The organism is Millionella massiliensis, assembly GCF_900104655.1.
Classification (GTDB): domain Bacteria; phylum Bacteroidota; class Bacteroidia; order Bacteroidales; family Rikenellaceae; genus Rikenella; species Rikenella massiliensis.
Map to the genome: position 1 here is coordinate 2,142,599 of NZ_FNWD01000002.1, position 17,858 is coordinate 2,160,456.

Sequence of the window (17,858 nt, forward strand, 5' to 3'; positions counted from 1 at the left end):
GGATGGTGCGTCAACTGTGTACGATGTTTCTCTCCTTCTTCAAAATCGGATGCTTTACGTTCGGAGGAGGGTATGCCATGATTCCCATTATCCAGAAAGAGGTGATCGATAAACATCGGTGGGTCGAAAAAGAGGAGTTCATCAACCTGCTCGCCGTGGCACAATCCGCCCCGGGACCGATGGCCGTCAATGTGTCGATCATGGTCGGATATAAAATCTTCCGCACGCGTGGCGCCATGGCCGCCTTTTTCGGTACGGTGCTGCCCTCGTTCCTGATTCTGCTGGCGGTGGCCATCTTCTTTTCGCGGATTTACGAAAACCCGACCGTCAACAGCATCTTCAAAGGGATGCGGCCGGCCGTTGTCGCGCTGATTCTGCAGCCCGTCTTTTCGTTTGCCCGGGGAATCAAATATTGGGAGTACGGCGTGTTTGTCGCCATTGCCGCAGCCATCTGGTTCGGACTCTCGCCCGTATGGTTCATTGCCGGCGCCATTGTGGCCGGCGTGGCATGGACCTGGTGGAAATCGCATCACCTCAGCCGTCAGTAACGTTATGCTTTATCTTCAACTGTTTTTGACCTTCTTTAAAATCGGCGTTTTCGGATTCGGCGGCGGGTATGCCATGATCTCGCTGATCCAGGCCGAAGTGGTCGCCAACCACGGCTGGATCTCGGCCGCACAGTTTGCCGACATCATCGCCATTTCGCAGGTGACGCCGGGACCTATCGCCATCAACAGTGCCACCTACATCGGATACACGGCCACCGGCTCGGTATGGGGCTCGGCGTTGGCCACCCTCGGCGTGTGCACCCCTTCGCTGATTATCATGCTGATCGCTTCGCACTTCTATTTGCGGATGAAGGATAACCCCTATGTGTCGCAGGTGATGAAGGCGTTACGACCCGTCGTTATCGGGTTGATTTTGGCAGCGGCGTTGCTGTTGCTGACCCCCGACAACTTCATCGACTGGAAGAGTTATCTGATTTTCGGTGCGGTGCTGGTGGCGGCGATGCGGAAGGTCAGCCCCATCCTGCTGATCGTGCTGGCCGGTGTTGCCGGGTGGATGCTCTATTGATCGTAAACTGCGGAGGGGGTAGCAATGCGCATTAAGTGGGGGATAGACCGTAATAAAAAGACCCCGCTGGTTCTGCAAAACCGGCGGGGCCTTTCCTTTGAAAGGAAGTGTAGGACTGGCTGCCCGGAGTGAAACGATCGGTTCTGGGTCGGTTCGGCCAGTCGGTGTGTATTACAAGTTGCCGATGGCGCGTTTGGTCTTGACGGCCCGAGCCTGAAGCTCTTTGGTGTCGAGACGGATCAGGGTGCCGACCGGTTCTTTGCCGCGGTAGGTCATGACGGTGATGCGGCTGGCGTTCAGCGGAACGATGACAGGTTCGGTGTATTTCGTGCCGTGGAGGTCGGGGGTGGTGTTGTCGAACGAGTAGTAGATGTCCAACCCGGGGATCTCGGTGGCCAGCGTCACGCGGATCGTGCCGAGCGAGTCGGCTTCGGTGGTGATGATGGCGTTGTACATGCTGCGGGCATAGTTGATGTCGGCCATGTCGGCGCGGCGGAAGTGCTGCTCGGTGCGTTTGACGAAGCCGGCCCAGTCTTTGAGCTCGGGTTGGGTCCAGAAGACCTCGGCCAGTGCCCAGCCGCGCGGCCAGCTCATGTATTCGGCATGGCGGAAGGTGGGTACCGCTTCAGCCCACAGGTTGCCCTGTCCGCCGATGATGTATGACGGGTCGATCCCCTGCGGCACCGGTTCGAAGTTATACGAGTCGCTCAGCCGACAGATGGAGTAGGTTGCCGGTTCGACCGAACGTTCGCCCTGGTAGAGGTCGAGGTAGCAGTGCTGGTTGGGGGTCATGATGACGTGGTGGCCCTGTTCGGCAGCCATAATGCCGCCTTGCATGCCGCGCCAGCTCATCACGATGGCATTGGGGCTCAGACCGCCTTCGTGGATCTCGTCCCAGCCGACCAGCTTCTTCCCTTTTGCCTTCAGGATGTCTTCCATCTGGTGGATAAACCAGCTTTGCAGCGCATTGACATCTTTCAGCCCCTTCTCTTTCATCAGTTTGGTACATTTCGGGCACTTCTGCCAGAATCCCTTGAAGCACTCGTCACCGCCCACGTGGATGTATTCGCAGGGGAACATCTCGGCCACTTCGGAGAAGATCTTTTCCATGTACTCCATGGTTTTGGGGCCGCCCACGCAGAGTGAGTTCTCGTCGATGCCGTAGAATTTGTTGCCGACGTTGATCGTCTTCGGCGCCTGGATGCAGGCCAGTTCGGGATAGGCTACCAGAGCGGCCAGCGAGTGGCCCGGTACGTCGATCTCGGGCATGATGGTCACGTAGCGGCGACGGGCGTATTCGATCACTTCGGCAATGTCGGCCTTGGTGTAGAAGCCGCCGTAGGTGGCCTTTTCGCCGGGTTTCTGCGGGTCGCGTCCCCACCAGTCGCCCACGCGCGGAGCACGCCAGGCGCCCACTTCGGTCAGCCGGGGCAGGGCGTCGATCTGGATGCGCCACCCCTGGTCGTCGGTCAGGTGCCAGTGGAAGCGGTTCATCTTATATTCGGCCATCTCGTCGATGAAGCGCATGACCTCCTCTTTGGTGAACCAGTGGCGGCTCACGTCGAGCATCATGCCGCGCCAGGCGAAACGGGGTTTGTCCTGAATCTCGATGGCCGGGACCTTCCACGCGACTCCTTCGACGCGGGTCGGGCTTTTGATCTGGGCCGGCAGCAGCTGGAGCAGCGTCTGGGTGCCGTAGAAGATGCCGGCCGGCGTGGCGGCGGTGATTTTGGCGCCCTGGGTGGTGATCGACAGGCGGTAGCCTTCGCTGCCGAGGGTTGTGTCGGCGGTCAGGTCGAACTCGATGTTGCCCTTTTTCGGATCGGTGGTGGTTTGGAACGGCAGGCCGGTTGCGGGACTTACCTTCTGCCGGAGGAGGTCGGCTATCTCGGCCAGCTCGGTGTTGCCGGGTTCGTAGGCGACCACGAAGTTCCGGAAGGTATAGTCACCCGTGCCTTCGCGCACCGACTGGGGTTGCGGAATCAGGTTGAATTTGCCCTGCGATTCGTAGGCGTCGGCGGTCGGCGTGCCGAACAGCAGCAGAGCGGCCAGCAGGGCGGGGAGGAGTCTCAGTTTTCGTATCATGTCAAGGTTTGTTTGGGTGAATCCGGGGGGAGGGTTACTCTTCGCCTTCGGCCGTGCGGGTTTCGTCGCTTTTGGTCAGCTCGGCCAGCGTCAGGGGCTGGGCTGCGGCGAAGGGGGCGCGACGGTGCGGACAGTCGCTCACCTGACAGTGTGCGCAGTGTTTCTCGCCGCAGGCGTCGGAGTGGATGAGGGCCTGCAGACGGCCGTCGAAGGCGGCCTGCATGGTGTGTTTCAGGGCGTCGCAGGCATCGTGGCCCTGGGCGATGTTGTAGAACCAGGGCAGTGTCAGGTCGCAGTCGACGTAGAGCATGCTGCCGTAGCGGAGAACTTTGAGGTTGTGGACGTCGACCCATTCGGGGCGCCGGTGGGCGTCGACCGTGTGGAGGATCTGTTCGAGCACCTCCTGATCGGCTTTGTCCATCAGTCCGCCGATGGTTTTGCGGAGGATCTGGATGCCGGTGATGCCGATGATGGCGCCGAAGATGAGGGCCAGCAGGCTGTCGATCCACGGGATTTGGGTGACGTAGAGCAGGATCAGACCGGCCACCAGTCCAACCGTGGACCAGGTGTCCGACTGGAGGTGTCGTCCGCCGGCCACCAGTGCGACCGATTCGTAGCGTCGGCCCATGCGGATGCTGTACCAGCCGGCGATCCAGTTGACGGCGCCGGCGGCGGCCACGACGATGATCCCGACGTCGAGCTGTTGGGGCATCTGGGGGTCGAAGAGGCGTTTGACCCCTTCGATGACGATCAGGGCGCCGGCCACGAGGATCATCAGCCCTTCGATCGAGGCAGAGATGAGTTCCACCTTGCCGTGGCCGAACGGGTGGCCGGCGTCTTTGGGCTTGGCGGCCAGACGCAGGCTGTAGAGGGTGATGAAGCCGGCCGTCACGTTGACGATGCTCTCCATGGCATCGGTCAGGATACCGACCGACGCGGTCAGGAAGAAGGCCAGGAATTTGCCCGCCATCAGGACTACCGAGACGACGACCATTCGGGTTTGGACCCGTTGTTTGATGGTTTCAGGATTCATGTTGTTTGTCGGGTTTCGACCCGTAGAGGACAAAGATAGGAAACGTGTCGAAGTTTTCTACCCCGCCGTGTGCCGGAAGTGGCGATTTCGTCAGACGGATGTTACGTTTTCGGCCGGTTGGAATAGGTCGATCGGAACAGGCCGGTCTGCGTTGTGCGAAAAGAGTGCGATCTGCGTAGTGCGCTCGGAATAAGCTGGTCGGCATAGTGCGGTCGGAGTAGCGCGGCGGAGGAAAATACGGCAGATTAGGGCCGCGGGGCGCGTAGCGATTGGGAACGCAGGGCGGCTGTTTTGAGAAGAACGGGGGCGAAGACGGGGCTCGGGTAGGGTGGAAACCGGCGAAGCGGTGTAACTTTACGCCTTCTCACGGAGGGAGAGGTACAGAAGTGGAGGTTGCGACGGATGTGAAGATGTTGCGGGGCGTTGATTGCTGCGGTGCGGCTGGCGAGGTGGGGAGTCGGAGACCGACTTTCCTGTCCGAATAATGCTTCGTTGGGTTCCTGCTAATGCCATATATGGGGCTTACACTGGCGTTGGGGGCCGCGGTGCGTAACGCTTCCCGAAGGGGAAAATCTCGGGGAAAACTGCCTGAGTATGTCAAAAATTTAGACATCGGGTGTCTAAATTTTTGACACTGACGGATAGCGTGCGTTTTGCTAAATTGCAGAATGATAATTGATTATCTGTTTTGGCACGTGTTTGGCACAGAAACCGGAACAGAAAACCCTTATACAAACGATATGTTCAAAAGATTTCTAATCGAGAGTTTCCGGGCCAAAAAACACCGCCCCCTCTCATTTGTCATCAACTGGCTGGGGCTGACCCTTGGGTTTGCCGCGGTGATCGTGATGTACATTTTCATCATGGGGCAGGTGCGGCACGACTCCTGCTTCAGCCGTCCGATGGACGACGTGGCGCGTTGTGAGGTGGATGTCGAGCAGATCGGGTCGATCTGTCCGGACCCGACGGCACGCTTTATGACCCAGTTTCCGGAGGTGGTGGCGGCGACGCGTGTGCAAAATAGGAGACAGATGACGTTTTCCCTGCCGAACGATCCGGACGGAGCCCGATTCGCTTTGCAACTGGTGTACGGTGATTCTACCCTGCTTCAGGTGCTCCCGTTCCGGATGGTGAGCGGTGGTGGTGCCGATGCGCTGGCCGATGCAAACGGAGCGCTCGTGAGTCGTTCGGCGGCTCGCAAACTCTTTGGTTCGATCGATGTGGTCGGCAAACAGATCGAACTCAATAACACCACTCCGTTGACGATCACCGGGGTATTCGAGGATGTCTCTGACAACTCGCTTTACCAGCCCGATGTCATTACCTCTTTCAAGGCGACGGATCCGAACGGGACAGCTGACAGATGGAATATCTGGGCGAGTGAATGTTATTTCCGTTTCCATCCCGGAACCGATCTGGCTGCTTTCAGTCAGAAGTTTGCGAAGGCGTTGGTCGAGCGTATGTGGAAAGATATGGGCGGTTCCGTTATGGGAAAAACGGTAGAAGAATACATTGCGGGAAAAGGAGGTTGGGAGAGTCCCAATGTACCGCATGTCCGCCCGTTCCGTGACTGTTACTTTACGCCCGAAGTCCAGGGGGCGATGAATATGTACGACCCTTCTTCGCTGGTGGTGATGGGGCTGATCGCGGTGCTGGTACTGGTGATCGCCATCATCAACTATGTCAATATCTACACGGCGCGTTCGACCGAGGTGATTCGCGCGATGGGGGTCAAAAGCATCATGGGAGCCAGCCGCCGCAGCCTGATCGGTTTCGTGATCGGCGACTCGGTGGTTATCACCTTCGTTTCGGCCGTCACGGCCTTTGCACTGGCTGGGGCCTTGCAGCCGCTTTATCCGATGATTGTCGGCAGCGAACTTTCGTTTTCGCTGAGTTGGGACATTCTGCTGGTGCTGTTCGTCGGGATGCCGCTGGTGTGCGGTCTGCTGTCGGGGATCTTTCCCGCCATTACCCTCACGAGCATGAAACCGCTCGATGCCATAGCCAACCGTTCGAGCGGAGGACGCCAGATGACGGTGGTGCGTAACGTGCTGATCGTATTCCAGTTCGCGATCTCGATCGGGTTGATTTCGGCTGCGCTTTTGATCAATAAGCAGGTGCGGTATGTGGCTTCGCTCGACCTGGGTTACAATCGCGAAAATGTGGTGACGGTATCGGGGAGAGGTATGGGCGTAGAGAAGTTCAGAACATTCCGCGAGCGGTTGCTGACTTCGCCTTCCATCATCGATGCTTCGCTGATCAATGGCGACCCGATGCATGTGGGCAACATGAATACGGTGCAGATTACGAACGACCAGTCCTATACGCCGATGTACCTCTACGGCGACCAGCATACGCTCCATGTGCTGGGGGTGCCGATGGTCGAGGGCGATTCGATCTCGGACAGCAACTTCGACCGCTTGGAATGGAACCAGACCAATATGGTCATCAACGAGGCGTTTGCCAAGTACATCCGCAACGTGGCGCCCGAGGTGCAGATACCGGGTGAGAAGTTTATCGGGGTGTTCCGGGATTTCCAGCACCAGCCGGTTACCGAACAGGTGACGCCGCTGGTACTCGTCCGCACCTGGGGCGGCAATCCCTACATCCGAATCGCGGCCGGCCAGACCGAACAGGCGCTGAAGCATATCGAACGGACCTTCCGCGACATGTTTCCGCAAGAGATCTATGATTACAGCTTCATGGACGCCCAGTTCGACAAAATGTACAAATACGAGCGGTTGTTCGAGTCCCGGCTGCTGACCTTCAGCGTGCTGGCCATCTTTATCGGATGCCTGGGGCTCTTCGCACTGGTGGGCTACTCGGTGGAACGGCGCCGCAAGGAGATTGCCATCCGCAAGGTTCACGGGGCGACGGTGCGTGAAGTGGTCGGAATGCTGTGCGCGAACTTCCTGCGCTGGCTGGCCGTCTCGTTTGTGATCGCGGTGCCGCTGGTGTGGTGGCTGATGAACCGGTGGCTCAGCCAGTATGCCTATCGGACCGAAATCAGTTGGTGGATCTTCGCGCTGGCCGGGCTGGTGACGCTGGTTATCGCGCTGCTCACCGTACTGGGACAAAGCTACAAAGCGGCGGTCGAAAATCCGGCCCACGCGATCAAGAGTGAATAGGGGATGTTCCCGCCCTGGCGACGCCGCGGCCGGTGCGCTGCTCTCAGGCTCCCGGCGGAATCGCCGATGATTGTCTAAAAATTAGACACCCGTTGTCTAATTTTTAGACAGTCGGGGAACTTTGAAAGATTATAATGTAGCTGATAATCTGTGCTTTAAATGATTTGGCACGATTATGGCACTTTACAGAGTAAAAACGTTAAACCGAACAAAATTAAAATCAACATAACCATGGAAAACACACTGCAAAATACCGAACCGATGCTGAGCATCGAAAACCTGAGTAAATATTTCCGGACCGAAGAGGTTGAAACCATCGCGCTGAACCATGTGTCGCTGCAGGTTGCGTCGGGCGAATTTGTGGCCATCATGGGACCCTCGGGCTGCGGCAAATCGACGCTGCTGAATATCCTCGGCCTACTGGACAACCCTTCGGAGGGGAAATACTACCTGCTGGGAAAGGAGGTCGGTTCGTTGCGCGAGAAGGAGCGTACGATGTATCGTAAGGGGAACATCGGGTTTGTGTTCCAGAGCTTCAACCTGATCGACGAACTCAATGTGTTCGAAAATGTCGAACTGCCGCTGATCTACATGCGTATCCCGGCAAAAAAACGTAAGGAGATGGTGAATGAAATCCTCCAGCGGATGAACATCAGCCATCGGGCGGGTCACTTCCCGCAGCAGTTGTCGGGTGGGCAGCAGCAGCGTGTGGCGATTGCACGTGCGGTGGTGGCTCAGCCCAAGCTGATCCTGGCCGACGAACCGACCGGTAACCTCGACACCAAAAACGGTCAGGAGGTGATGATGTTGCTTTCGGAACTTAACCGCGAGGGAACGACGGTCATCATGGTGACCCACTCGCAGCGCGACTCGACCTATGCTCACCGGATCATCAACCTGCTCGACGGTCAGATCGTCGACAGCGTGAAGAACAATTTGTAGGGAGAAGACGCTGAGCGGGCAGGAGATTGTGCTTATCTGTGCGGCCGACAGAATGGCGATGCCTTGAGTAGAGTCATAACGGTATTTAACGCGCAACGGTCGTTGGGGGCATTTCTTATCCTGCATCACCGTGGTATGCGAGACGCGTGGTGGGAGTGACTGTCTTTGTTAGTGCAACGACGATCACTTTATGCACAGCGGTAGTTGGTGGTAATACTCCTCTCTGCTCCACCGCGGTATGCGGGGTAGGGATGCATGGGTGCAGTGGCGGTCTTATGTTCGTGGAGTGCCGTTCACTTTATACGCAACGGTGGTTGGCGGTAATCCCCCCTCTGCTCCACCGCGAGCACGCGGGGCCCGCGCGGCAGCGCAGTCGAAGAATGGTTCTTCTCCATGGACTGATGGTTTTAACTATTTGCTTAACAGCAAATAGTTAAAACCAAATACGCCAGAGGAATTTTGGTATCGCCCGCGCAAGATAAACCAACTATTGGCTGCAAAGCCAATAGTTGGTTTATCTTATTTAAATCAGGCGCGGGCTTTTGATCGCTTTTTTTGACCGGTCTGGAACTGCCCTCAGGCCGGGCGGGCCGCGCGTGCTCGCGCTGAGCAGTGGGCTGTGTCGGCCCGACTCTTTGATGGCTGTTGTGTTGTGATGGCAATTGTGCTGCGGAGTGGGCTTTTGCGCGCTTTTTTGAACAGTCTGGGACTGCCCTCAGGCCGGGCGGGCCGCGCGTGCTCGCGCCGAGCAGTGGGCTGTGTCGGCCCGACTCTTTGATGGTTGTGTGTTGTGATGGGAATTGCGCTGTCGGAGCGTGTTTTCGTACGCTTTTTTAGAACTGTATGGAACTGCCCTCGGGCCGGGCAGGCCGCGCGTGCTCGCGCTGAGCAGTGGGCTGTGTCGGCCCGACTCTTTGATGGTAATTGTGTTGTGATGAAAATTGTGCAGCCCAAACGGATTATGCCTACTCGTGCCTATCTGTGGGCTGGCAATTCCCAAGGGAGGCATTCTATTTAGGGGCGCGTTTGTGCCAAATGATATGCGAAAAGAGCGGTCGCAATCTGATCTTTCAGTTGCGACCGCTCTTTTTGTATCCCGCCGATTGCAGCACTCCTCTAAAAGAAGTGTGCAAAAAGTGTCACATGGTTATTTCGCTTTGCGTTTGTAAATATAGACTTCGCAGCCGTGCGGTGGCAGTGTCCCGCGCAACGCCCCTTTTCGGCTTACGGTACCGGTCCAGGCGTTTGTCACGTCTGCCGGGTAGAGAATGTCAGCGTCTTTCACGGGGTCGAAGGTAAACGGTTGCGGCGTGGCGGCACGGTTGAAAACGCAGATGGCGACGCCGTTGCTTAGCTCCTTGCGTAGGTATTGCAGTGAGTCGCTGCGCATGAAGGTGTACCCCTGTCGACCGAGCGAGTCCTGGTCGATGGCGATCAGGTGGCGGTTGGTGAGCAGCTGACGGGTGAACTCCGACATGTTGCGCAGGTCGTTGTTCACGATCAGCGGTGCGGCGAGCATGCACCATAAGGCAAAATGACTCTTGTACTCTTCGTCGGTGCAGCCGGCAAAGCGTGAGTCGGGCGACGAGGATTTCCCCTTGCCGTAGAGGCCGACCATCAGCAGATCGGGATCGTTCCAGGCGCCGGGAGCGGCGTAGCGTTCGAGTCCTTCCTGGCTGTCGAAGATGTCCATGATGCCGGTCAGGTTGTGATCGCCGGAGTGCCAGCCGTCGCGTGAGTCGTAGGTCGTGCGCCACAGGTGACCGCCGGCGGCCTTGGCCCACAGCCAGGGGCTGCGGCCTCCCCATTCGCAGATGGCGAATACGATCGGCCGGCCGCATTTTTTCAGTGCGTCGCCCATTGTTTTGTATCGGGTGAAGGCGGTTGTACGGTCGGTGGGAGCATGGCAGTAGTCGTATTTCAGGTAGTCGATGCCCCACTCGGCAAAGGTTTGTGCGTCGATCTCTTCGAACCCGAGGCTGCCGGTCACACCGGCACAGGTAAGTTCGGCTGCGTCGGAGTAGATGCCGAGCTTGAGGCCTTTGCTGTGGACGTAGTCGGCAAGGGCTTTCATGCCGTGGGGAAAGCGGACGGGGTCCGGAAACATGCGGTTACGGGTGTCGCGTCCGCCGACCCAGTAGTCGTCGATGATAATGTAGCGGTATCCGGCATCGCGCATGCCGGTGGATACCATGGCGTCGGCGATCTCGCGGATCAGTGAGTCGCTGACCTCCCATTCAAATTGGTTCCAGCTGTTCCATCCCATGGGAGGGGTGAGGGCCAGGGTGTCGACGGGGGTGGCTTCGCGCTGGGCGCGTGCGGTTGCGCAACAGACCAGAAGGATCAGTGTTGCGACGCAGGTTTTCAGTCTCATGGTGCTTGACGTTTTATGGTTTTGGCTGGGGTATAATAGAGAGGGTCTCCTCGGATGGTAGGACCGAAAAGACCCTCTCGGTTGATTGGTTGGTGTTGTTAGGGGTTTCGGCTGCGGTCGCAGCCGGGGTGGAGCGGCATTATTGCCCTACGCGGTGCTCGACTTCGCGTTTGAAGTCGCTAAAGACGTTCATGTAGTTCATGAAGGCGTCGTAGGGGGAGTCGTAGGGGTTGAAGTAGCTGTGCACATCGCCGTCCGAGAACCACTTGGTACACATATAGTAGAAGTGGTCGGAGGTTTGCAGGGCGTACCATACACGGGTCATGTCCGGATCGTCGAGTTTGTGGATTTTCTCTTCGAGGGAGTAGAGTTTCCGGAATGCTTCGTCCTGGAGTTCGTTGCCGAGCCATGCGGTGATGTCTCGTTCTTCGTCGGCCCACGAGATGGGGTGCGGAACGTGGAGAACGGCCACGGGCTCGTATTTGGCTGCGATCTGGCTGGGGGTGCGCAGTTGGAGTTCGGGATGGCTGACAATGCGGCTGAGCAGTTGATCCATGAATTCGAAGATTCCGGTGTCGCGTTTCTGGTGTTCGCCGAAGGTTTCGTAGTCCATGAACAGGTTGATGATCTCGCCTTCCTGGTCCATGAGCCATTCGATGTATTTGTCGGCGGTCAGGGGCCATCCGTCCCAACTGCGGTCGGAGAAGCGGAAGGCGATGTCGTCGCTCAGGCGGAAGTTGCGCAGCAGCAGTTTCTGTTCCTGTTTGATGGCGTTGGCGTAGATGAAGTTGGGGCTTTTCCAGCCGAGGATGTGCCGTGCGCCTTCGGTGAGCAGGGTGTGGTAGCCAAGGTTGTAGGCCATTTCGCCGATGCTGTCGCTGTAGATGAGCTCGGTGTTGCGGAAGGTGACGGGGCGGACGCCGAAGTTCTCTTCCATGGTGTCGGCATGGAGTTTAACCTGGCGTTCGAATTCATCTTTGCTGGTCAGTGCCGCCAGGGAGTGGGCATAGGTTTCGGCGAGCAGCTCGACGGCTCCGGTCTGGACCAGTTCGCGGAAACTGTCGAGCACTTCGGGGGCGTAAAGTTTGAACTGTTCGATGGCGATGCCGGAGATCGAGAACGAGATGCGGATGTTTTCGGCTCCGTGCTGGCGGATCAGATTCAGCAACAACTGGTTCATGGGCAGGTAACACTCGGCGGCGACTTTCTGCAGAATGCTGCGGTTGAGGAAGTCGTCGAAGTAGAAGTGGTCTTTGCCCATGTTGAAGAAGCGGTATTTCTTCAGCCGGTAGGGTTGGTGAACTTGGAAGTATAGATTGAGGTTTTTCATATGCTGTTTAGGTTGGGTGTTCGATTGGGGGAGGGTTATTTGTGGGTCACGGCGTTATATACGTCCAGCACGTTGCGGGCGGCGTTGTCCCATTTGAGGGTGGTGACTTCTTCCTGACCTTTGGTGATGAACATGTTGTGCAGTGCGGGGTAGGACACGAGGCTGTAGATGGCGTCGGCCATGGCGTCAACGTCCCAGTAGTCAACCTTGATGGCGTGGGTGAGCACTTCGGCTACGCCGGATTGTTTCGAGATGATGACGGGAACGTTGGATTTCATGGCTTCGAGGGGCGAGATGCCGAACGGTTCGGAGACGGAGGGCATGATATACACGTCGCTGAGTTCGAACATGCGGCGTACTTCGTCGCCTTTGAGGAAGCCGGTGAAGTGGAACCGGTCGGAGATGCCGAGTTTGGCCACACGGCGCACGACGTGGTTGAGCATGTCGCCGCTGCCGGCCATCACGAAGCGGACGTTGGGCAGTCGTTTGAGCACTTTGGCGGCTGCTTCGACGAAGTAGTCGGGGCCTTTCTGGTAGGTGATACGGCCCAGGAAGGTGACGATCTTGTCTTCGACGCCGCGTTTCTCTTCGGGACCTTCGTGGGTTTTGAAGCGGACGCCGTTGTGGACGGTGACCACTTTGTCGGCGGGGATACCGTATTTTTCGATGACGATGTTGCGGGTCAGGTTGCTCACGGCCATGACGCGGTCGGCGGCCATCATCCCGGTTCGTTCGATGTTGTAGACGATGGTGTTGATGTTTTCGCCGCTGCGGTCGAATTCGGTGGCGTGCATGTGCACCACGAGGGGTTTGCCGCTGACGCGTTTGGCGGCGATGCCGGCGTAGTAGGTGAGCCAGTCGTGGGCGTGGATCACGTCGAACTGTCCTTCGAGCTCTTTGGCCACCTGGGCGGCGACCATGGCGTAGCGGGCCACCTCTTCCATCAGGTTGGCGCCGTATTTGCCGCTGAAGTTATAGCGTTGTTTCCAGATGTCCTGGGGGATGCCGGGGCGTTTTTCGTGTTGGAATTCGCTCCACTCGTTTTCGTACTCTTCGGGGCTCAGGTAGGGCACCATGTTGGAGTTGATCTGGATGAAGGTGAGTTGTTTCCAGAGGTCTTCTTCGGTTTCCAGGGTGCCGTAGGGGGCTTCGACTTCCGAGGCGTTTTTGATTTGAAGGTAGCGCTGGTCTTCGTCGCCATAGGCTTTCGGTACGACGAAGATCACTTTCACGCCGAGTTTGGCGAGGCTGCGTGTCAGCCCGTAGCATGCGGTTCCCAATCCCCCTGCGATGTGAGGAGGAAATTCCCATCCGAACATTAATACTCTCATATGAATTGGTCCTTTCTTGTTTTCATGAATTGTTTTGTGGTTGGTGCCTTGGGTCGAAGGCGGGTTTCGGTTTAGGGGGTTGGTTGGGTTTCGGGTGGGTTAGCGGTTTTTCTCGGTTTCCCGGATCATGCGGTGTATCTGGAGCAGAGCCGCTACGCTGGGGGCGTAGGAGATGGCTCCGCAGGGATCGTGGGGAGCGTCGCCGTCGTAGGCTTCGGGCACGGAGCCGATGCCGTAGTTGAGCAGGTCCTCTTCGAAGCCGTTGAGCAGCTCTTTGGCCTGGTGGAGGTAGCCTTTGCCGTAGAGTTTGAAGCCGGTGCGGACGTAGTGTTCGAGCAGCCACGGGAAGACGGTGCCCTGATGGCGGGCGTTGTTCCGGCAGTGCTCGTTGCCGCGGCAGATGCCTTGGTACCAGGGGCTGTTGGGGCTGAGGGTACGCAGGCCGCGCGGGGTCAGCAGGTAGGCTTCGACGACGGTATAGATCTTTTGTTGTTCGTATTCGTTCAGGGGCGAGTAGGGCAGCGAGCAGGCGAGCAGCATGTTGGGTCGGATGTCGCAGTTTTTCTCGGTGTCGTGGTATACGTAGTCGGCCAGGTAGGGTTGTTGCGGGTTTTGTTCGAGCCAGAAGGTGGCTTTGAAGTTGTCTTTGATGCGTTCGGGCATTTCGATCCACTCTTTGACGAAGGTGTCGTCGCCGCACTGGCTGGCGAGTTCGAGGGTGTAGCAGACGGCGTTGTACCACAGGGCGTTGACTTCGACGGCGAAGCCGGGACGACGGGTGACGGGCTGACCGTCGTTCATGGTGTTCATCCAGGTGAGCGGACGCCCCGGCATCTCGGCCCAGATCAGGCCGTTGCCGGCCATGTGGATGTAGCGTTCACGTTCGTCGTCGTACCAGTCGGAGTCGTTTTCGGCGTTGTCGTTGCCCACGCCGTCGCGGTAGGCATAGAGGATCTCCTTCATGGCGGTGCCGTAGCGGGCCCAGATTTCGCTCTTGCCGCCCTGGATGAAGTTCTCGAGTTGCTGCAGGGCATAGAAGAACCACAGTTGGGTGTCGGCGGCGAAGTGGGTGCCGAAGATGCCGTCGTGGAGTCGGTTTTCGACGTGGTAGTCGAGGATTTCGACGCACTGGTCGACCATCAGGCTCGGTTGGGTGAGGGTGATGCCGGCCAGCGACATGAAGGTCTCGCGGCTGCGGGCGTTGTACCACGGGTAGCCGGCGGTCAGCGAGGTGTGGTTTTCCTTGATGATGAGGAATTGCCGGGCCGAGTGGTAGAGGGCGGGCAGGAATTCGGTCTTGACGGTTCGACGTGCGATTTCGTCTTCGAAGATGCGGGTCAGCTGGTCGGGCTGGATTTCGCTGGTCGAGCCGGAGAAGATGATGCTTTCGCCGGTGGCGATGTCCATTTCGAAGTAGCCGGTGGTGAGCAGATCTTCGCGGAAGGGGTATCCGCGGCGTTCTTCTTCGAGGTATTCGAAGTTGTGGTACCAGTCGGGTGCGGTGACGAATTTGGCGGTTTTGCTGATCTGCATGTGGAGCCACGGGAAGCGCGGATAGAGACGCGATTTGACGCCGCCGCTGATGGGGTACGATTTACCGTCGGCTTCCATGTTTTCGTGGCTCAGGCTGTGGCGTGAGCGGAAGGCCAGAAAGGGGCGGAGACGCAGTTTCGTGGCGGAGCGGGCTTCGAGCAGGGTGTAGCGGATCAGCAGTTGTTCGGCGGTGTGGACCCACAGCATCTCTTTTTTCAGCAGCACGCCACCCACGCGGTAGATGATGGTGGGGGTGGGAGTGTAGGAGAAGTCGACGATGTATTTGTGGCCGCGGGGTTCGTACAGCCCGGGGTAGCGGTGGATGGCCAGGTTGAACTCCTGACCGTGCTGGATGACGGTTTCGTCGAGCGAGGAGAGCAGGACGAAGTCTTCGCCGCCGAGGGCTTCGACCGGGCATACCATCAGACCGTGGTATTTCCGGGTGTTGCAGCACACGATGGTAGTGTTCATGTAGCCGCCGGCACGGTTGGTGCTGAGCATCTCGCGTTGGAGCGAGTATTCGAGGTTGCCTAATGCTTGTTTGTTGAATTGTAATATTGCCATAGTTCCTTGTCCTGTCTGGATGCTGTTTGTGCGTTTGGTGTTTACGGGCCCCGGAAGAGAGTGGCTCGGCGGGGTGTGGGGTTATTGTGTTTTTTGTCAAAGCCGCGCATAGGGGAAAACGCGGCCGTGGTAACGGATAGGGGAGGAGTCGGTCTCCGTTTTTTATTAGTTGGAATATTTGATGTAATTTTCCCCTGTAAATATAGTGTTTTGTTTTTAATTCCGGATGTGTTTTTTATGTTAACTTCACGAAAAAAGGAGAACTTTGGTGAAAAGTTCTCCTTTTTTTCTTTGTGTGGACTGGCTTTTTTAGCTTTTTAGAGGCAGGGCTTAATGTCTTTGATACGCAGTTGTGGCGTAATGTGTCCCTGATAGTGATTTTCGACGACATTGTAGCAGACGTCGATGGCACCGCCCCGTTTGACGTGGTCGAAGCAGTCGGTTTGGCCGAAGGCGATGGCGGACATGGGGGTGAACGGTCGTTGGCCCTGGATGAGTTCCATCTTCAGGTGTTCGCCGCGTGCGCCGACCAGACGGGCCGAACCGTTGTCGCTGACGTTTTGGGTCACGAATACGGGAGCGGGGTTGCCGGGGCCGAAGGGCTGAAAGGTATTCAGCGTACGGCGGAAGGCGGGGGTGATGTCCGAGAAGCGGAGCGGTTCGTCGATATCGATCTGGGGCACGAGCATGTCCGGTTCGATATTGGCTTCGACGTAGGCTTCGAAACGGCTTCGGAATTCGTCGATGCGTTCGGGCTTCATGGTCAGTCCGGCGGCATAGGTGTGTCCTCCGAAGTTTTCGAGCAGATCGGAGCATGATTCGACGGCCTGGTAGAGGTCGAAGCCGGGGACGCTGCGGGCCGAGCCGGTGATCAGACCGTGGCTCATGGTGAGCACCACCGTGGGGCGGTAGTAGGTCTCGATCAGCCGCGAGGCGACGATGCCGACCACGCCTTTCATCCAGTTGGGGTTATAGATGACCGTGCATTTTTTGTCGAGCATCTCGGGCGACTCTTCGATGATGCGGTGGGCTTCGAGGGTGATGTTCCGGTCGATGCTCTTGCGGTCTTTGTTGAAGGTGTCGATCTGCTGGACGTAGTACATGGCCCGTTGTTCGTTGAGGGCGGTCAGCAGGCGTACGGCTGTCCGGCCTCCTGACTGGGCGCGGGGGTCATCTTCGTCGATCTCGATCTCCATGCGGCCGGCGGCGTTGATGCGGGGGCCGATCTTGAAGACGATGTCGTCGATGGCGATGGTGTGGCGTTCCAGACCGCACAGCTTGATGATGGCGGCCAGACCTTTGTTGGGTTGTCGGTTGAGGCGGATCAGACCGTAATGGGCCAGGATCCGGTTTTCGCCGATGATGGGGACGATGTCGGAGGCGATGCTCACGGCCACCAGGTCGAGCAGCGGTTCGATGGTGTCGAACGGAAGCTCTTTGAACTGGCAGAAGGCCTGAAGCAGCTTGAAGCCTACGCCGCATCCCGAGAGGTCTTTGAACGGGTAGGTGCAGTCTTCCCTTTTGGGGTCGAGTACGGCGACAGCCTGCGGGATGGTTTCTCCCGGCAGGTGGTGGTCGCAAATGATGAAATCGATTCCTTTGCGCTTGGCGTAGGCCACCTTCGAACAGGCTTTGATACCGCAGTCCAGTGCGATAATCAGTTTGGCTCCGTTATCGGCTGCGTAGTCGATACCTTTCTCCGATATGCCGTATCCCTCGGCATACCGGTCCGGGATGTAGAACAGCAGGTCGTTCATCCATCTCGATAGAAAGTTATAGACCAATGCTACGGCGGTGATTCCGTCGACGTCGTAGTCGCCGTAAACCATCACGCGTTCCCCGTGCGATATGGCTTGTTCGATCCGCTGGACGGCGAACATCATATCTTTCATCAGGTACGGATCGTGCAATTCGTCGAGCTTTGGGTCGAAAAATTGACGGGCCAGGTCCGGTGTGTCTATGCCGCGCTGAACCAAGAGGTTCGCCAGCTTCGGGTCGATGCCGAGCGTGGTGGAGAGTGTCTCCACTTTCGACGCTTCGCCCGCGGGCCGGACGACCCACTTCTTGTCTGCGTGCATGATGTTATATTTTTTTGTTCGTTTTTTCTCATTGTTCTGTGGGGGCGGAAAACAGGGGTTCGGTTTTCTGCCGGGGTGCTGAGGCTGATCCTTCGGTGGTCTTTTATGGACCGGGGAACCGGAGGACCGGGGCTCAGCGGAGTCTGCGGAGTCGATTTCCTGTGGCTTCGTTGTTGAGGCCTGGGGAATTTGGAGACGACATCCGCAAACCTCACGGTTTGTCGGCTGCCGTGTTGGAATCGACTTTGACTTTGTTCTGTGTGTCGGGGCGATCCGTTTTGGACTGCCCTCAGGCCGGGCGGGCCGCGCGTGCTCGCGCCGAGCAGTTGGCTGTGTCGGCCTTATCGTGTGTCGATTCCTGTTTTGTGGCGTGGTATCCGTAAACC

General features: G+C 57.7%; 11 protein-coding genes. 4 read left to right on the forward strand and 7 right to left on the reverse strand.

Going from position 1 to position 17,858, the window contains the following annotated elements; translation table 11 throughout:
* The first annotated feature begins 2 nt into the window (after window positions 1–2).
* Both BQ5379_RS08250 and BQ5379_RS08255 read left to right on the forward strand, forming a co-directional pair.
* Window positions 3–548 carry a chromate transporter gene (locus tag BQ5379_RS08250; protein WP_143039428.1) on the forward strand — a complete coding sequence of 182 codons (546 nt, stop codon included), beginning with the start codon at window positions 3–5 and terminating at the stop codon, window positions 546–548.
* A 4-nt stretch (window positions 549–552) separates the two neighbouring features.
* Window positions 553–1,074, forward strand: coding sequence for a chromate transporter (locus BQ5379_RS08255; RefSeq protein ID WP_071134992.1), 522 nt, complete (start codon window positions 553–555; stop codon window positions 1,072–1,074).
* Between the two features lie 171 nt (window positions 1,075–1,245).
* Here the strand turns inward: BQ5379_RS08255 and BQ5379_RS08260 are convergent, their stop codons facing one another.
* Window positions 1,246–3,159 carry a family 20 glycosylhydrolase gene (locus BQ5379_RS08260; RefSeq protein WP_071134993.1) on the reverse strand — a complete coding sequence of 638 codons (1,914 nt, stop codon included), beginning with the start codon at window positions 3,157–3,159 and terminating at the stop codon, window positions 1,246–1,248.
* Window positions 3,160–3,193: 34 nt separating this feature from the next.
* Window positions 3,194–4,192, reverse strand: coding sequence for a cation diffusion facilitator family transporter (locus BQ5379_RS08265; protein ID WP_071134994.1), 999 nt, complete (start codon window positions 4,190–4,192; stop codon window positions 3,194–3,196).
* Between the two features lie 740 nt (window positions 4,193–4,932).
* Between BQ5379_RS08265 and BQ5379_RS08270 the strand changes: the two genes are divergently transcribed.
* Window positions 4,933–7,320, forward strand: a complete 2,388-nt coding sequence (locus BQ5379_RS08270; RefSeq protein WP_071134995.1) for an ABC transporter permease — start codon at window positions 4,933–4,935, stop codon at window positions 7,318–7,320.
* 261 nt (window positions 7,321–7,581) lie between these two features.
* A complete protein-coding gene (locus BQ5379_RS08275) occupies window positions 7,582–8,262 on the forward strand; it encodes an ABC transporter ATP-binding protein (protein WP_071135599.1) in 681 nt (226 codons plus the stop codon).
* 1,147 nt (window positions 8,263–9,409) lie between these two features.
* Here BQ5379_RS08275 and BQ5379_RS08280 read toward each other — a convergent pair.
* The 5 genes from BQ5379_RS08280 to recJ all read right to left on the reverse strand — a co-directional run bounded on the left by BQ5379_RS08280 (window position 9,410) and on the right by recJ (window position 17,472).
* On the reverse strand, window positions 9,410–10,636 hold the full coding sequence (locus BQ5379_RS08280; RefSeq protein ID WP_071134996.1) for a glycoside hydrolase family 27 protein: 1,227 nt from the start codon (window positions 10,634–10,636) through the stop codon (window positions 9,410–9,412).
* A gap of 139 nt (window positions 10,637–10,775) precedes the next feature.
* Window positions 10,776–11,966: a polysaccharide deacetylase family protein gene (locus BQ5379_RS08285; RefSeq protein ID WP_071134997.1), complete on the reverse strand. Its 1,191-nt coding sequence runs from the start codon at window positions 11,964–11,966 to the stop codon at window positions 10,776–10,778.
* Window positions 11,967–12,001: 35 nt separating this feature from the next.
* On the reverse strand, window positions 12,002–13,297 hold the full coding sequence (locus BQ5379_RS08290) for a glycosyltransferase family 4 protein (protein ID WP_235846049.1): 1,296 nt from the start codon (window positions 13,295–13,297) through the stop codon (window positions 12,002–12,004).
* A 99-nt stretch (window positions 13,298–13,396) separates the two neighbouring features.
* Window positions 13,397–15,394, reverse strand: a complete 1,998-nt coding sequence (locus tag BQ5379_RS08295; protein WP_071134999.1) for a glycogen debranching enzyme N-terminal domain-containing protein — start codon at window positions 15,392–15,394, stop codon at window positions 13,397–13,399.
* Between the two features lie 317 nt (window positions 15,395–15,711).
* Window positions 15,712–17,472 carry a single-stranded-DNA-specific exonuclease RecJ gene (recJ, locus tag BQ5379_RS08300; protein WP_071135000.1) on the reverse strand — a complete coding sequence of 587 codons (1,761 nt, stop codon included), beginning with the start codon at window positions 17,470–17,472 and terminating at the stop codon, window positions 15,712–15,714.
* Window positions 17,473–17,858 lie beyond the last annotated feature (386 nt).

What these genes read in the sequence shown, in the direction of transcription:
- BQ5379_RS08250 (WP_143039428.1), top strand. Translation starts at nt 3, where the DNA reads ATGGTGCGTCAACTGTGTACGATGTTTCTCTCCTTCTTCAAAATCGGA.
- BQ5379_RS08255 (WP_071134992.1), top strand. Translation starts at nt 553, where the DNA reads ATGCTTTATCTTCAACTGTTTTTGACCTTCTTTAAAATCGGCGTTTTC.
- BQ5379_RS08260 (WP_071134993.1), bottom strand. Translation starts at nt 3,159, where the DNA reads ATGATACGAAAACTGAGACTCCTCCCCGCCCTGCTGGCCGCTCTGCTG.
- BQ5379_RS08265 (WP_071134994.1), bottom strand. Translation starts at nt 4,192, where the DNA reads ATGAATCCTGAAACCATCAAACAACGGGTCCAAACCCGAATGGTCGTC.
- BQ5379_RS08270 (WP_071134995.1), top strand. Translation starts at nt 4,933, where the DNA reads ATGTTCAAAAGATTTCTAATCGAGAGTTTCCGGGCCAAAAAACACCGC.
- BQ5379_RS08275 (WP_071135599.1), top strand. Translation starts at nt 7,582, where the DNA reads ATGCTGAGCATCGAAAACCTGAGTAAATATTTCCGGACCGAAGAGGTT.
- BQ5379_RS08280 (WP_071134996.1), bottom strand. Translation starts at nt 10,636, where the DNA reads ATGAGACTGAAAACCTGCGTCGCAACACTGATCCTTCTGGTCTGTTGC.
- BQ5379_RS08285 (WP_071134997.1), bottom strand. Translation starts at nt 11,966, where the DNA reads ATGAAAAACCTCAATCTATACTTCCAAGTTCACCAACCCTACCGGCTG.
- BQ5379_RS08290 (WP_235846049.1), bottom strand. Translation starts at nt 13,297, where the DNA reads ATGAGAGTATTAATGTTCGGATGGGAATTTCCTCCTCACATCGCAGGG.
- BQ5379_RS08295 (WP_071134999.1), bottom strand. Translation starts at nt 15,394, where the DNA reads ATGGCAATATTACAATTCAACAAACAAGCATTAGGCAACCTCGAATAC.
- recJ (WP_071135000.1), bottom strand. Translation starts at nt 17,472, where the DNA reads ATGCACGCAGACAAGAAGTGGGTCGTCCGGCCCGCGGGCGAAGCGTCG.